Source organism: Halosegnis longus, from assembly GCF_009663395.1.
Classification (GTDB): Archaea; Halobacteriota; Halobacteria; order Halobacteriales; family Haloarculaceae; genus Halosegnis; species Halosegnis longus.
This window is the reverse complement of the sequence record NZ_QKNW01000001.1, coordinates 1,898,399-1,912,722: the sequence shown is the minus strand read 5'-3', so window position 1 is coordinate 1,912,722 and position 14,324 is coordinate 1,898,399. Positions and strand designations below refer to the sequence as shown.

The window sequence follows — 14,324 nt, the reverse complement described above, 5'->3', positions numbered from 1 at the left end:
CGACGGGGGCGTCGCGTCCGGAAACTCTTGTGAATCGGTACCAAGTTTCACAATGATTATCATGATGTACCCGAACCCAGGGGTATGAGTCGCTACAGCGACGACACGCGAGCGCACCGTCTCGACCCCGACTCGTTCGCGTCGGGCTACTTCCGCAACGCCGTCTACCGCCACTGGGACCCCTACGAGGACATCGCCGACGAACTGCTCGAACAGGACCGCGAACGGCTGATCGAGAGCGGCATTACCGAGCCGCTGTTCGACGGGCTTCGCGGGACGCTGGCCGCCTTCGGAGCCGGCGAGGAGGCCGTCACCGAGGACCTCGCGCCGCTGTGTATGCGGCTCGACGACATCGAGAAGCAGATGTTCGTGACGACCCAGATTTACGAGGAGGCGAAACACACCGCCTTCTTCGACCGCTACTGGCGGGAGGTCATCGACCCCGTCGCCGAGGCGAAGGGGTTCGAGGTGACCGCGCCGACCGACGAGCGGTACTTCCGCGACGGCTACGAGGAGCTGTTCGACCGCACCGAGGCCGCGATGCACACTCTGCTCGAGGACGACTCCGACGAGGCGCTCGTGGAGGCGTACTGCCACTACCACCTCGCCGTGGAGTCGGTGCTGGCACAGACGGGCTACTACGGGATTCAGGCGGCCTACTCACCGTCGGGCCCGGACCTCGGCGCGGAGGGGAACCTCCACCTCGAAGGGTTGGTCGAGGGAATCAGCTACATCCGCAGCGACGAGGGTCGCCACGTCGGCTTCGGGATGCACGAGGTGCAGGACCTCGTCGAGGCGGGCGTCGACCCCGACATCGTGAACGAGACGCTGTCTGACCTGCTGCCGCTCGTCGCCGAGGCCGTCGGACCGGACCCGAACGCCTCCGGCGGCGGACAGGGCGGACTGGACCCGAACGCGCTCGTCGAGTACGCCAGCGAGAAGGTGGCCCGCCGCATCGAGATTATCACCGACTCGACTGCGGAGATTCCGCCCGTCGAGGAGTTAGTCCATATCGAGGGCGGCGCGGACGCGGGCGCGACGGGCGACGACTGAGACGCCGCCCCACGCGACGCTCTCTCACTCGCGTTTCGATACTACTAACTCCGCGTCGGTAGAATCCTCGCTCGGTAGATGAAACTTCACGAGTATCAGGCGAAGGGCGTCTTCGCCGACGCTGGGCTCCCGGTTCCGGAGTCGACGCTCGCAGAGACGACCGACGAGGTCGTCGCTGCAGCCAACGACATCGGCTATCCGGTCGCGGTTAAGGCACAGGTACAGGTCGGCGGGCGCGGAAAGGCCGGCGGCATCAAGCTGGTCGACAACGACGAGGAGGCGCGCGAGGCCGCCGACGCGATTCTCGGCATGGACCTCAAGGGACTCCACGTCGACAAGGTGCTCGTCGAGAGCGCCGTCGACTTCGTCAACGAACTGTACGTCGGTGTGACGATGGACCGCACCGTCGGCAAGCCGGTGGCGATGGTCTCCACGCAGGGTGGGGTCAACATCGAGGAGGTCGCCGAGGAGACCCCCGAGGCCATCGAGCGGGTCCACATCGACCCCGCCTTCGGCATCCAGCCGTATCAGGCGCGGGAGGCCGTCTTCGAGGCCGGCGTCGACAAGGACGTGGCCATGGACGTGGCGAACGTCCTCACCACGCTGTACAACCTCTGGGACGAGAAGGACGCGACCGAAATCGAGGTCAACCCCGTCATGATTACGGCAGACGACGAGGTCGTCTGTGCGGACGCCGTGATGAACATCGACGAGGACGCGCTGTTCCGACACCCAGACCTCGCTGAGATGGAAGACGAGGCCGCGGGCGACGAGCTCGAAGCCAAGGCGAACGACTACGGCTTCGACTACGTCCGCCTGTCGGGCAACGTCGGCATCATCGGCAACGGTGCCGGACTCGTGATGACGACGCTCGACCTCGTGGATTACTACGGCGGGTCGCCGGCGAACTTCCTCGATATCGGCGGCGGGGCGAAGGCGGAACGCGTCGCGAACGCACTGGACATGGTCTTCTCCGACGAGAACGTCGATTCGGTCGTGTTCAACATCTTCGGCGGCATCACCCGCGGTGACGAGGTGGCGAAGGGTATCAACGAGGCGCTGGAATCCTTCGACGAGATTCCGAAGAAGGTGGTCGTCCGACTCGCCGGCACGAACGCCGAGGAGGGGATGGAGATTCTCAACACCGACCTCGTCACTGTTGAGTCGACGCTGGATTCGGCCGTCCAGCGAGCGGTCGAGTACGCGGAGGAAGAACAATGAGCATTCTAGTCGACGACGATACGCGCGTAGTGGTACAGGGCATCACCGGCGGTGAAGGGAAGTTCCACACCGGCCAGATGACGGCGTACGGCACGAACGTCGTCGCGGGTGCGGTCCCCGGCAAGGGCGGACAGGAAGTCGACGGCATCCCGGTGTACGACACCGTGCGCGGCGCGGCCCGCGAGGAGAACGCGAACGCAGCGGTCGTCTTCGTCCCGCCGGCCTTCGCGGCCGACGCCGTGATGGAGGCGCTCGACTCGCCGGTCGACCTCGTGGTCGCCATCACCGAGGGCATCCCACAGCAGGACATGGCCAAGGTGAACAAGCGACTCAGCGAGGTCGACACGCGGCTCATCGGCCCGAACTGTCCGGGCATCATCACGCCGGGCGAGGCGAAACTCGGCATCCTGCCGGGGAACATCTTCTCGGAGGGTGACGTGGGACTCGTCTCCCGCTCTGGCACCCTGACGTATCAGGTCGTGGACAACCTCACGCAGCGCGGCATCGGCCAGACCACCGCCATCGGCATCGGCGGCGACCCCATCATCGGGACGGACTTCGTCGACGCGCTCGAACAGTTCGAGAACGACCCCGACACGAAGGCGGTCGCGATGTGCGGCGAAATCGGCGGCGAAGACGAGGAAGAAGCCGCTCGCTTCATCGGCGAACACATGGACACGCCGGTGGCCGGCTTCATCGCCGGGCGCACGGCACCGCCGGGCAAGCGCATGGGCCACGCCGGCGCGATCGTCTCCGGCGGTGGCGGCGCTGGCACGGCAGAATCGAAGATCCAGGCGCTCAACGACGCGGGCGTCCCGGTCGGCGACACGCCGGACCAGGTCGCAGACCACATCGAAGACTTCCTGTAAGCGGTCTCGCGGCTACTCTTTCGTTTCCACGTCCGCCTCCTCGTGGGCCAAGATGAACGGGCCGGAGGAGACGGTGTTGCGTGCGACGGTCGCCACCCGGAGCACGTACGCCGTCAGGACGACGAACGGCGTGAGCGCGAGCGAGTAGGCCGCACCCGCAAACAGCAGGATGTAGGAGAGACCGAACGCCGTTCCGGTGACGGCCTCGAGGTCGACCGCCAGAATGGCGTAGGAGACGACGACGATGGTCGGCAAGGAGACGTAGATGTGGTCTTTCGTCAGGTTCGAGAACTCCCGTTCGAGGTACAGCGACTTGAAGTACTCGCGAGCGGTGAGGAAGAACCTGAGCGCGTCCTCGAGTTCGTCGATGAGTTCGCTCGTCTCGTCGGTGAGCTGGTCCTCGTAGTCGGACTGGAGCCGCCGAATCTCGTACAGATGCTCGGCGTAGTTGTACTCCAAGGCAGCGAGCAACATCCCGAATGTGTCGGTGTCGTCGCTGCCGAGCGTCTGGTTCACGCGTTCGGTGTCGTCTGCCACGCGGTCGACGTAGCTGTCGATAGCCGACTGTAGCCCGTCTGGCTCATCGTCGGCCGGTTTGACGTGGTCGTCGCCGTCGATGCTGTCGCGAATCTCCTGTGCCCGCTGGAGGACCGCCTGCGTAATCGCCCGGAGAAACGCGCTCGGTCGGACGGGACTCACCTCGCGGTCGAGTATCGACTCCGTCTCGTGGCGGAACTCGTGGGAGGAGTCGACGCGCTCGCGCTGGCGACCGACGGGCGACAGCTCCTGTGAGGTGAACAGCGAGGCAATCGAGACGACGACGGAGACGAGCAGGATGACACCCGACAGCAGTGTGTTCAACAGGGCGGCGACCGAGCTTCGCTCGCCGAAAATCGGGTTGACGCCGGCCTGGTCGAAGACGCTGAGTGGGAACATCGCGACGTACAGCGAGACGACGAGAAACACGGTTACCGCTCGGCGGTTCCCGGTGACGAGCAGCCACCGTCGCAGTCCATCGCCTCCGATGTCGCTCCCCATCGGTCGGGGAAACTCGTCGCGTGCTGTTAAATCGCACTACCTGTCGTCGGGCGTCGAGAGCGTCGCCGGGACGCCGTCGCGCGGGCGCAGCGTCGGCGTGAGCCGGAGGTCATCGAGCGCGCCGGGGGGCACATCCACGTCGAAGTCGGCGACGAGTCGCGCGAGCGCGAGCGTCGCGCCCGAGAGCGCGAAGCTTCGCCCGATACAGGCGTGTGGGCCGGTCGAGAAGGGGAAGTAGGCGTCGACGCTGGTCGGCGAACGCCGCTCCCACCGGCTCGGGTCGAAGCTGTCGGGCGATTCGAAGTGGCGCGCGTCGCGGTGAATCGACCACAGCGGGACGATGGTCGCCGCGCCGTCGGGCACGTCGTAGTCGCCGAGGTCGGTCGCGTGGTTGGCCTGCCGGAACACCCCCCACGCGGGCGGGTACAGCCGGAGCGACTCGTTGTAGGCACGCTGTGTCGCCGGCAGTCGGTCCACGTCGTCGTGGTCGAGCGGGCCGTCGCCGATGACCCCGCGTGCTTCGGTGCGAACCGACTCGCGAACCTCGGGGTTGTCAGACAGCAGCGCGAGCGTGTAGGTGAGACTCAACGCCGTGGTTTCGTGGCCGGCGATGAGGAACGTCGCCACCTCGTCGCGAATCTGGTTTTCCGGGTACTCCACGTCGGGGTCGTCCTCGCGCTGGATGAGGATGGTGAGCATATCCGGCGGGCCGGTGTGCTCGCCGTTCGCGAGCGACTCGCGACGGTCTTCGATCATGTCCTCCGCCAGCCCGCGGATGTTGGCCGCGGCCTCACGGAAGGCCGGAGAGACGCGCGTCGGGAGCCACTCCGGCGTGGCGATGTCGATGCCGAACTCCAGCTCCTCGCCGGCGACCGCCATCCACTCGTGGAACTCGACGGCGCGTTCGCGGCCGATGTCCTTGCCGAGTAACACCTCGGTCGCGACCCGGACCGTGAGCGTCGTCATCTCGCGGTGGAGGTCGATATCGTCGTCGTCGCGGTCGGCCCACTCCTCGGCGAGCGCCTCGACGCGTCTGCCGACGGTGTCGGCGTACGCCGCGACCTGCCGTCCGGAGAAGGCCGGCGCGACGACGGAGCGTTGCTGTTCCCACAGTTCGCCCTCGCTTTGAACGAGCCCCTGTGAGGCGATGAGTGAGTCCGTCTCGCGGGCGGGGACCCGTCCGAAGTCGTCGGGTCGCGAGAGCAGGTCGCGCGCCAGCGTCGGATTCGTCACGATGACCAGCGGCGGTCGCGTCGGAATCGGAATCTGGAGCGCGTCGTCGTACCGGGTCTGGATACCGTCGAGATACCGGAACGTGTCGGTGCCGAACCGTACCGCGTCGATGACACCAGCGTCGGGTGGTGTCGGAATGGACCGCATATCCGTAGTATAGGAGCAGACACGCTTGGGGCTTGCGTCGGCTGTTGTCCGCGATAGGACACAGTGACCACAACACATTTATTGGGCTGTCGCTGTGGTGAATCTATCCCGCGTCGACGTTACCCCCTACAGATGCCCGACTCACTGTTCACCCACCTCAGGGACCGAGTTCGCGACCAGTTTTCCGACCGTTCGACGCCAGAGCCAACACCGGAGCCGGGAGCCGCGGTCGAGCCGTTTGCCGCCCCCGTCCCGCCGGAAGCAGTCGAGCGAGCCCGTGAAACAGCCGTCTACGACGAGACCGCCGACGGCGAACCCTCGCTCGTCCGACTGCTGGATGGACTTCACCGGTGGACACAGCGAAATCGCGCCGCGCTGGGCCGCTGGCTCACCGCCGCGACGGCCGCCGACGGAACCCTCGTGACGCCGGTGTCCGTCGACGACGACGTCGTCACCGTCGTCTTCCCGGCCGAGCGGTGGCGAGAGCTGAAGCCGACGCTCAACGTCACCGACGAGCAGTTGGCCGCGATGGTGCGCGCCCACCGCGCAGCAGTCGACTGTCGCGACCTCGGGGCGGCAGCGAGTATCGTCACCGTGCTGTCCGTCGAACTTCCGGGAGCCGTCGTCGGCGATATCCTCGCGGCGGCGGACCACGAGGACACCGTCGTCGAGGTGATGCCCGACACCAGCGAGTCGCCATCGCCGGACGACCCGGTTGACTCGCCGCCGCCGACCGAGGACGAGGCGAGTCTCGACGAACTGCTCGCCGACGGGCCGTTCACGTAGCGGCTGCAGAGGAGACCGGCAGGTACCGCATCTGACACCCGTGTTTTATCCGTCGCTCATGCGTCGGCTGTGGCATGGACACCCCCCAACGCTCCGTCCTCGACCGTCGAACCGTGCTGAAGAGTGCCGCCGGCGTTTTTGTTGCTGCCGGGACCGGCGTCGGCGCTATCGCCGCCAGCTCCCAGTCTGCGGTCGCAGGTGAGTTCACCGCAGCCGATACGTCGACCTCGAGCAACGACGGGACGTTGACGACACTGGAGATTGCACCGGAGTTCACCATCGACTGGGACGGACAGGAGTCCGACGTGGCAGAAATCGAGTACGTCGTCACGGCCTCGACAGACGTGAACAGCCAGTCGTCAACGGCTACCGGCCAGGCGATTCAGACGACGAAGGCCGTCTCGACGCCGGGAAAGACGGGGAGTGTCACCCACACGCTCGACACGGCTGGCCTGTTGAGTAACAACGGTGGGATGCTCAACGGTGGGAACTTCGACGCCAACACCGACGGCGGGGACAACAGTCGGACCGTCGAACTCACCGTCGACGTGACCCTGTTCGACGGCCAGTCGAACCAGCTCGCGACCAAGCCCGGTATGTTCCAGACGACGTTCGTCGTGACCGTGAGCAACGTCGCGAGCAGCACCAGCGGCAGCGGGACGGCAAACACGACGAGCAGCTAACGCACACAGGCCGAACGCCCTTTTTCAGAACCGCTCGATTGAGAGATGACAGGCGCGACGACCTGGCCGAAAAACCGGACACAGCCGCCCAGCGTGTCCTCTCGACACAACGGACAGATTACCGCCACCTCGTCGCCCGCTCTCAGCAGACGCTGTTCGTCACACTCGCAGTGCTCGCTGGCACGTTATCTCCTCGCCCGTTCTGGGAGGAACCCCCGCTGTCGAACCCACGGGTCTGTTCGTCGACGCGTCTCAGACATCACTCGGCGAGACGTTCGGAGCTTCACGGGTTGCAAGAGGGGTGCAACGTCGATGTACTGCCCTCTTGCGATTCACTACTGAGGGGATAGGAAGTAAACGGATGGGTCGGGGCGGATTTGAACCGCCGGCTTCCTCCGTGTGAAGGAGGTGTCATAACCGGACTAGACCACCAACCCGTGCTCGTTCGTACCCCGTGGCTATGCTTAAGAACTACGCTTCGGTGACTCAGTACTGCGGCGACTCCTCTTCGATGCCGTCGCGTGCGTTCACGACACGCGCGAGGACGAACAGTGCGTCGGAGAGCCGGTTCAGATACGCGACCACCTCGGCGTTGATTGGTTCGTCGCCGGCGAGGTCGACACACCGGCGTTCGGCGCGCCGACAGATGGCGCGGGCCTGGTGGAGCCGTGCGCCCACGTCGCTCCCGCTCGGGAGGATGAACGACTCCAGCGGCTCCAGTTCGTCGTCGTAGCCGTCGATAAGCTCCTCCAGCCACTCGGTGTGTTCCGGCTGGAGGTGGGGCGTCTCCTCGTCTTCCGGGTCGGGCGTCGCGAGGTCCGCCTGCACGATGTGGAGGTGGTTCTGTATCTCGCGCAGCTGTTCGTCCACGTCGTCGTACCCCGAGGGCCGGAGCACGCCGATGGCGGAGTTCGCCTCGTCGACGGTGCCGTACGCCTCGATGCGGAAGCTGGTCTTCGAGACGCGGGACATGTCTCGGAGGTCGGTCATTCCCTCGTCACCGCGGCCGGTGTACACCTTCATACGTCGGGGTACGGCCGCCGGCGGTTTAATTCGCACCCACGGCGGCGGCGGAACAGCTTTTCTGCCGGCGCGTTCCAACGGCGGGTATGCAGGCGAGCCACATCGACCACGTGAATCTGAACGTGCCGGCCGACGGGAAACAGTCGGCACGGGAGTTCTACGAGCAGAAGCTCGGCTTTCGAATCGAAGACGACCTCTACGAGGCGGGCGAGAAGCCGTTCTTCGACGTGCGCCTCTCCGCGACGGGCGTCGTCCACCTCTGGCCGACCGACGACTTCGAGCCGCAGGAGGCGGTGAACTACGACCACCTCTGTATCGTCGTCGAGGAGGACATCGAGGCGGTGAAGTCACAGCTCACGGAGGCCGGCGTCGATATCGAGACGGAACTCGATTCGCCGCTCGGTGCGACGGGCGTCGCGGGCGCGGTGTACGTGCGCGACCCGTTCGGCTACCGGGTCGAACTCAAGAGTCGCGTGTGAGCGCGTCGAGCGTAACGCGTGCAGCGAGCCCCGCGAGTCCGATATCGTGAATCGCGATAATGACGAGCAGTTCTGTCGCAACGCCGACGCTCGCGCCCGTCGCCGCGACGAGCGCGATGTAACAGAGCGTCCCCGACAGCGAGAGGAGGACGAACGCCGCGAGCGGCGCGGTGTAGCGGTCGGTGAACAACAGGAGCCCGACGAGTAGCTCTCCGGCTGCGTTCGCGAGCGTCCACGTCCGAACCGAGACGGGCAACAGCAGGTCGGCCCACGACGGAACGACCATCGCGTCCCACGGAGCCGGCGCAACGAGCTTGTGGACGCCGGCGAGGGTAATCGTCACGGCGAGCGCGAGCCGCGCGAGTGGAAGTCGGTCGAGGGTCGCGACGCTGTCGGCGAGGCGATGGGCTCGGCTCATGTCGAAAGCGGTCTGATTGCGGCGTGCATACCACGGATTCGACGGCGGGCGTCAAGAAACAGCCGACTGCAGTTTTCGTATCCCGACATGTCGTTTATCGGCGCTCGACGCCAGAATCCGGTACGTTCAGGTAGCCGGCGACGAGAGTACGCGTATGAGCCTCGAACTCGACCGCGACTGCCCGGAGTGTGGCGAGGAGAAGACGTTCTACCGTGCGGCCGCGATGAAGGTCCATCTCGGCACGAAGGTGAAGTGGCACTGCCCGGATTGTGAGTACGGGTTCGTCCGTATCGCGAACGGCGGGACGGCGGTCGACACGAACGCCGCGTAAGCGACTACTCCTCTTCTTCGAGCGCCTGCCACGAGAGCCGTGGGTTCCGCGCCGCGCTCGTCTGGTCGATACGCCCGGCAGCGGTGCGGCTCGGCGCGTGCTCGATGGTGTCGGTGTCGCTGGCGCTCGCCGCGTTGAACGCCGCCGCGAGCTGGTCGAGCGTGCGCTTCGACTCGATTTCGGTCGGTTCCGTCATCAGCGCCTCGGGAACGATTTCGGGCCACTTCGTCGTCGGGGGATGGACGCCGAAATCGAGCATCCGCTTTGCGGCGTCGGCGGCGTCCTGCTCGCCCGCCGACGCGACGAACTCGTGGTGGAAGGGGCCGAACGGGATCTCGTAGTCGATCTGCTCTGCCAGATAGTTGGCGTTGAGCACGGCCTTCGCACTCGCGTCAGCGAGGCCCGCGTCGCCGAGCCGGGTGATGTATGCGTGGGCCTTCAGCAGGACGAGCCAGTTGCCGTCGTAGCCGTGGACCTTCCCAATCGAGCTGTCGGGCGTGTAGGTCTCGTAGCCCGTCTCCGTTGCGCGGACGTGTGGGTCCGGCAGGAACTCCGTGAGTTCCTCGGTCACGCCGACCGGGCCGGCTCCGGGGCCACCGCCGCCGTGGGGCGTCGCGAACGTCTTGTGGACGTTGTAGTGCATCACGTCGAACCCCATGTCGCCGGGGCGTGCACGCCCGAGTAAGGCGTTCAGGTTCGCGCCGTCGTAGTAGAGGATACCGCCGGCGTCGTGGACCATCTCGGCGATCTCCTCGATGTCCCGCTCGAACAGGCCGAGCGTGTTCGGATTCGTCAACATGAGCGCAGCCGTCTCCTCGGAGAGTGCTGCCTCCAGCGCCTCGGTGTCGACGCGTCCCGCATCGTTCGAGGGGAGCGAGACCACGTCGTAGCCGGCCATCGCGGCGGTCGCGAAGTTCGTCCCGTGGGCCGACTCCGGGATGATGACCTCGCTGCGCTCGTCGCCGTTGGCTTCGTGGTACGCCTTCGCGACGAGGATGCCCGTGAACTCACCCGCCGCACCGGCAGGTGGCTGGAGGGTGACGGCGTCCATGCCACCGATGTCGGCGAGATACGTCTGAAGCTCGTGCAGGAGTCCGAGCGTCCCCTGCGTGCTCCGCTCGGAGCGGTCCGGGTGAATCGAGGCGTCCGACCGCGCCGCGAGGTCCTCGGTGAACTTCGGGTTGTACTTCATCGTACAGGAGCCGAGCGGGAACGGACCGGACTCGACGCCGTAGTTCATCTCCGAGAGCCGGGTGTAGTGGCGCGCGAGTTCCGGCTCGGACGGATTCGGGAGTGCCAGCGAGTCGCGCGTCAGGTCGTCCGGAAGCTCGGAGTCCACCTCGACGGTCTCGGAGCCCTTCTCCGAGAGCAGCGGCTCGTAGCGGTCGCCGTCGGGGTCGACCCACGACGCCTGCTCGAAGGTGAGCGTCGACGACTGCGCGTCCGGCCGCTCTTCTTGTTGGCTCACCGAACCACCTCCGAGACGGCCGCGACGAAGCCGTCGAGTGCCTGCTCGTTCGTCTCCGTCACGCAGACCTGAATCTCGTGGTCGCCGACGGCGTGGACGGCGTACCCCTCGGCTTCGAGGTCGGCGGCGATTGCCTCCGCCGGCTGGTCGACGCGCGCGACGAACTCGCGGAAGTGGTGGCGGTCGTGAACCGGGGCCTGTACGCCTGTGAGCGCATCGAGTCGGGCGGCTGTCTCGCGGGCGCGGCGGACGCTGTCGTTTGCCAGTTCCACGAGTCCGTCCGGCCCGAGGGAGGCGACGTGCATCGCCGTCCGGAGTGCGACCCACGCCTGATTCGAGCAGATGTTCGAGGTGGCCCGTTCACGACGGATGTGCTGTTCGCGCGTCTGGAGCGTCAGCGTGTAGGCGCGCCGGTCGTCGCTGTCCTCGCTCGCGCCGACGAGTCGTCCCGGTACTTGCCGGAGGAACTCTCTGTCCCCGCGGCAGGCGAACAGTCCGAGTCCGAAGCCGTAGGCGGAGCCGAGACCGAGCGCGCTCCCGTCGCCGACGACCACGTCGGCCCCGACGCTCGCCGGCTCTTCGAGCAGCGCGAGCGCGACGATATCGGTTCCGAGGGTGAACAGCGCGTCGTGTTCGTCGGCGAGGTCACCGACGGTGTCGAGACCCTCCTCGATGGTGCCCCGGACGGTCGGGTTCTCGGCGTACACCATCGCGGTCGTCTCGTCGACCCGTTCGGCGAGCGCCTCGCGGTCGACGTTTCCGTCCGTCGTCGGGTACGTCTCGACGGTGAGGTCGCCGCCGGCGACGTAGTTGTCGAGGACGCCGCGGCGACCCTCGTGTAACAGGTCGGGGACGAGCACGCGCGTGCCCGACACCGAGCGCAGTCGGTCGGCGAGCGTCGCGGCCTCGCCGAGGGCCGTAGCGGCGTCGTACATCGAACAGTTCGCCACGTCGAGCCCGGTCAGCTCGACGAGCATCGACTGGTACTCGAACAGCGCCTGCAGGAACCCCTGTGCGACCTCGGGCTGGTACTGCGTGTATGAGGTGATGAACTCCGAGCGGTCGGCGAGGTGGTCGACCACTGACGGGACGTAGTGGTCGTAGTGGCCCCGCCCGAGGAACTCGGTCAGGTCGTCGTTGTCGGCCAGCTTCGACGCCACGGCGCGGCGAGCGGCCTGTTCGCTCTTCGCGTCGATACCGAACTCGCCGTCGAAGCGGACCGACTCCGGAATGTCGAACAGCGCCTCCTCGCTGTCGACGCCGACGGCGTCCAGCATCGCGGTCGTCTCGCTCGTCGTGTGGGGTGCATACGGGCTACCGCTCATCGAGAACCCTCCGCGTCTGTCATTGTCGAGTGTAACGGCTCCCGACTCTTGATACCCCCGATTCTGTAGACACGTTTGCGGCTACACTGAGCGTCAGAATGAGTCCTCTATCCACGAACGTGGCCGGTTCGGGCGATACTCGCACTCTCGGGTGAGCGTTTACGTAGGAAGCCGCGCCACTCCCGGCGATGGGCTAACGAGTCGCCCGCGACGGCCGAGACGGTAGCACGGCGTCCCGTCGCGCGTACCCAGCCGTCTGTTCGCCACCATCCAGCGACGGGGGACGTGGTCGCTACTCGGTCTGGTCGCGGTACTCCTCGGCCGTGAGCAGGCCGTCGAGGTCCGATTCCTCGTAGGCGACCTCCAGCATCCAGCCGTCGCCGAACGGGTCGTCGTTGACGAGTTCCGGCTCGTCGAACAGCCGCTCGTTCACCGCGACGACCGCACCGGAGACAGGTGCATAGAGGTCGGAAACCGCCTTGATCGACTCCACGACGCCGAACTCCTCGGCCTTCGTCACGTCGTCGCCCTCGCTCGGTAGCTCGACGAACACCACGTCGCCGAGTTCGTCCTGTGCGAAGTCGGTGATGCCGATTCGAGCGGTGTCTCCGTCCGGGCGGACCCACTCGTGTGATTCCAGATAGCGACAGTCGGTGTCGATGTCGAAGCTCATGGTTTGTAGAATGGAAGCTGCTGGACGCGGGCGTCCTTCTGGCTACCGCGGACGACCACCCGCAGGTTCGTCCCCGGGCCGGCGTACTCGGTCGGGAGGTACCCCATCCCGAGCGGCTCGCCGAGCGTCGGGCTCATCGTGCCCGAGGTGACCGTGCCGACGACGTGGTTGTCGGTGTTGACGATGTCGTAGCCGTGCCGCGGTACGCCTCGCTCGGTGAGCGTGAAGCCGGTGAATCGCTCGTCGGGGTCGGTCGCCTCGGCGAGTGCATCCCGGCCGACGAACTCGGTGTCCAAGTCGACCGCGAAGTCGATGCCCGCCTCGAACGGCGTGCGCGGATTCGTCTCGGGGTGGAAATCCTGACCCGCGAGCAGGAACCCCGCCTCGATGCGGAGTGTGTCACGCGCCCCGAGTCCACACGGCTGGACCGTCCCCTCACCGGTGTCGGCGATGGCGTTCCAGACGGTCTCGGCGTCCGTCTGTGAAGCCAGGAGTTCGACGCCGTCCTCGCCGGTGTAGCCGGTCCGGGCGACGAGACACTCGGCTCCGGCGAGCGTCGCGTCCGTCACCGTAAACCGCGAGAGACCGTCGAGAGCCGCGTCCGCGAGGTCGTCGGCGACCGCGACCGCGTCGGGACCCTGGAGCGCGAACATGGCGTACTCCTCGGTCGCGTTCTCGACGGTCGCGTCGAAGTTCCACCGGTCGCGGTGGCCGACCCAGCGGTCGAAGATGTCGTCGTCGCCGCCCGCGTTCGGGACGAACAGATACGTCTCGCCGTCGGGGAGCAGATAGACGACGGTGTCGTCGAGCATCGTCCCGTCCTCGGCCGTGATAGCGGCGTACTGCGCGTCGCCGGCATCGAGGGCGGTCACGTCGTTGCTCACGAGCCGATTCATCAGTTCCGTCGCGTCGGGACCGGACACCTCGATTTGACCCATGTGGGAGACGTCGAACAGTCCGGCCGCACTCCGGACGGCCGCGTGTTCCGTCTGGATACCGTCGAACTCGACGGGCATGTCCCAGCCGCCGAACTCGGTGAATTTCGCGCCTCGGTCGGCGTGTACCGCACGCAACGGCGGCGTTCGAAGGGGCATACATCGACCGTTTCGCCGCGAGCGTTAATACGTTCGGTTCCCGGTCGCGATACGACCGGCGACCGGTGTGAGAGCATGCCGGTACGTTTATCAACAGGTAGTCGTTTCGACAACACAGTCGTACCTCTCAATGGACAACAGCTCTCGCGTCATCGTCCAGATACGCGCGTCGCGGTCCGGACCGCCCTGCGCGGTTCGGCTCTCTCTTGCCCACGAACGACGGCTCTGGCCGCGCTGTTCGGTCGGCGAGGCCGTCGGCGTCGCCTGTGGGTCGCTCGCGGAACACGACCCGGCGCTCGTCCAGCTCGTCTGCCCGCCGGCGGAGGAGTGTCGGGTCGAAGACCCGCGGCTACGGAACGTCGAGCGCATGCTACGGTGGCGTGCAAACCGGACGGAGGCGGCCTACGAGCGAACCGTCACAGCGCCGTCACAGCGTCCGACTGCTCCCCGCGAGTAGTCGTACCCGCGGCTCGCCGGCGGAGA

Annotated in this window: 16 protein-coding genes and 1 tRNA gene; 8 read left to right on the top strand and 9 right to left on the bottom strand. The window is 66.5% G+C overall.

Annotated features, from left to right (window positions below; translation table 11 throughout):
- Window positions 1-84: 84 nt before the first annotated feature.
- The 3 genes from DM818_RS10285 (at window position 85) to sucD (ending at window position 3,143) form a co-directional block, all read left to right on the top strand.
- Window positions 85-1,053 (top strand): ribonucleoside-diphosphate reductase, encoded by a 969-nt coding sequence (locus tag DM818_RS10285; RefSeq protein WP_075936822.1) that lies wholly within the window; start codon window positions 85-87, stop codon window positions 1,051-1,053.
- A gap of 78 nt (window positions 1,054-1,131) precedes the next feature.
- Window positions 1,132-2,274 (top strand): ADP-forming succinate--CoA ligase subunit beta, encoded by a 1,143-nt coding sequence (gene sucC, locus DM818_RS10280; RefSeq protein ID WP_075936823.1) that lies wholly within the window; start codon window positions 1,132-1,134, stop codon window positions 2,272-2,274.
- Window positions 2,271-3,143, top strand: a complete 873-nt coding sequence (sucD, locus tag DM818_RS10275) for a succinate--CoA ligase subunit alpha (RefSeq protein ID WP_075936824.1) — start codon at window positions 2,271-2,273, stop codon at window positions 3,141-3,143. Before sucC ends, sucD begins: the two co-directional genes overlap by 4 nt.
- Window positions 3,144-3,155: 12 nt before the next feature.
- Here the strand turns inward: sucD and DM818_RS10270 are convergent, their stop codons facing one another.
- Window positions 3,156-4,181, bottom strand: coding sequence for a hypothetical protein (locus tag DM818_RS10270; RefSeq protein ID WP_075936825.1), 1,026 nt, complete (start codon window positions 4,179-4,181; stop codon window positions 3,156-3,158).
- Between the two features lie 36 nt (window positions 4,182-4,217).
- A complete protein-coding gene (locus DM818_RS10265) occupies window positions 4,218-5,561 on the bottom strand; it encodes a cytochrome P450 (protein ID WP_075936826.1) in 1,344 nt (447 codons plus the stop codon).
- Window positions 5,562-5,693: 132 nt separating this feature from the next.
- Here DM818_RS10265 and DM818_RS10260 point away from each other — a divergent pair, with 132 nt between their 5' ends.
- Both DM818_RS10260 and DM818_RS10255 read left to right on the top strand, forming a co-directional pair.
- The gene (locus tag DM818_RS10260) at window positions 5,694-6,347 is read left to right on the top strand and encodes a hypothetical protein (protein WP_123124263.1); all 654 of its coding nucleotides are present in this window, start codon (window positions 5,694-5,696) and stop codon (window positions 6,345-6,347) included.
- 74 nt (window positions 6,348-6,421) lie between these two features.
- Complete coding sequence (locus DM818_RS10255; protein WP_123124264.1) at window positions 6,422-7,030, top strand: hypothetical protein; 609 nt, start codon at window positions 6,422-6,424, stop codon at window positions 7,028-7,030.
- Between the two features lie 362 nt (window positions 7,031-7,392).
- Here DM818_RS10255 and DM818_RS10250 read toward each other — a convergent pair.
- Window positions 7,393-7,467 (bottom strand) — tRNA-Val (locus tag DM818_RS10250).
- Between the two features lie 49 nt (window positions 7,468-7,516).
- Entirely contained in the window at window positions 7,517-8,053 is a 537-nt protein-coding gene (locus DM818_RS10245) for a cob(I)yrinic acid a,c-diamide adenosyltransferase (protein ID WP_075936828.1), read from the bottom strand.
- Between the two features lie 86 nt (window positions 8,054-8,139).
- On the opposite strand from DM818_RS10245, the gene DM818_RS10240 reads away from it, so the two are divergent.
- Window positions 8,140-8,532: a VOC family protein gene (locus DM818_RS10240; RefSeq protein ID WP_075936829.1), complete on the top strand. Its 393-nt coding sequence runs from the start codon at window positions 8,140-8,142 to the stop codon at window positions 8,530-8,532.
- On the opposite strand, the gene DM818_RS10235 is transcribed toward DM818_RS10240, so the two are convergent.
- A complete protein-coding gene (locus DM818_RS10235) occupies window positions 8,516-8,950 on the bottom strand; it encodes a DoxX family membrane protein (RefSeq protein ID WP_079988865.1) in 435 nt (144 codons plus the stop codon). The two genes, DM818_RS10240 and DM818_RS10235, sit on opposite strands and share 17 nt — an antisense overlap.
- A 154-nt stretch (window positions 8,951-9,104) precedes the next feature.
- Here DM818_RS10235 and DM818_RS15005 point away from each other — a divergent pair, with 154 nt between their 5' ends.
- Window positions 9,105-9,281: a DUF7838 family putative zinc beta-ribbon protein gene (locus DM818_RS15005; RefSeq protein WP_172977316.1), complete on the top strand. Its 177-nt coding sequence runs from the start codon at window positions 9,105-9,107 to the stop codon at window positions 9,279-9,281.
- A gap of 4 nt (window positions 9,282-9,285) precedes the next feature.
- Here DM818_RS15005 and gcvPB read toward each other — a convergent pair whose 3' ends face one another.
- The 4 genes from gcvPB to gcvT form a co-directional block, all read right to left on the bottom strand.
- On the bottom strand, window positions 9,286-10,653 hold the full coding sequence (gene gcvPB, locus DM818_RS10230) for an aminomethyl-transferring glycine dehydrogenase subunit GcvPB (protein ID WP_394329548.1): 1,368 nt from the start codon (window positions 10,651-10,653) through the stop codon (window positions 9,286-9,288).
- Between the two features lie 92 nt (window positions 10,654-10,745).
- A complete protein-coding gene (gcvPA, locus tag DM818_RS10225) occupies window positions 10,746-12,074 on the bottom strand; it encodes an aminomethyl-transferring glycine dehydrogenase subunit GcvPA (protein WP_075936831.1) in 1,329 nt (442 codons plus the stop codon).
- Window positions 12,075-12,366: 292 nt separating this feature from the next.
- The gene (gcvH, locus tag DM818_RS10220) at window positions 12,367-12,747 is read right to left on the bottom strand and encodes a glycine cleavage system protein GcvH (RefSeq protein ID WP_075936832.1); all 381 of its coding nucleotides are present in this window, start codon (window positions 12,745-12,747) and stop codon (window positions 12,367-12,369) included.
- On the bottom strand, window positions 12,744-13,841 hold the full coding sequence (gene gcvT, locus DM818_RS10215) for a glycine cleavage system aminomethyltransferase GcvT (protein ID WP_075936833.1): 1,098 nt from the start codon (window positions 13,839-13,841) through the stop codon (window positions 12,744-12,746). Before gcvT ends, gcvH begins: the two co-directional genes overlap by 4 nt.
- Before the next feature lie 130 nt (window positions 13,842-13,971).
- Between gcvT and DM818_RS10210 the strand changes: the two genes are divergently transcribed.
- Complete coding sequence (locus tag DM818_RS10210) at window positions 13,972-14,298, top strand: hypothetical protein (RefSeq protein WP_075936834.1); 327 nt, start codon at window positions 13,972-13,974, stop codon at window positions 14,296-14,298.
- Window positions 14,299-14,324 lie beyond the last annotated feature (26 nt).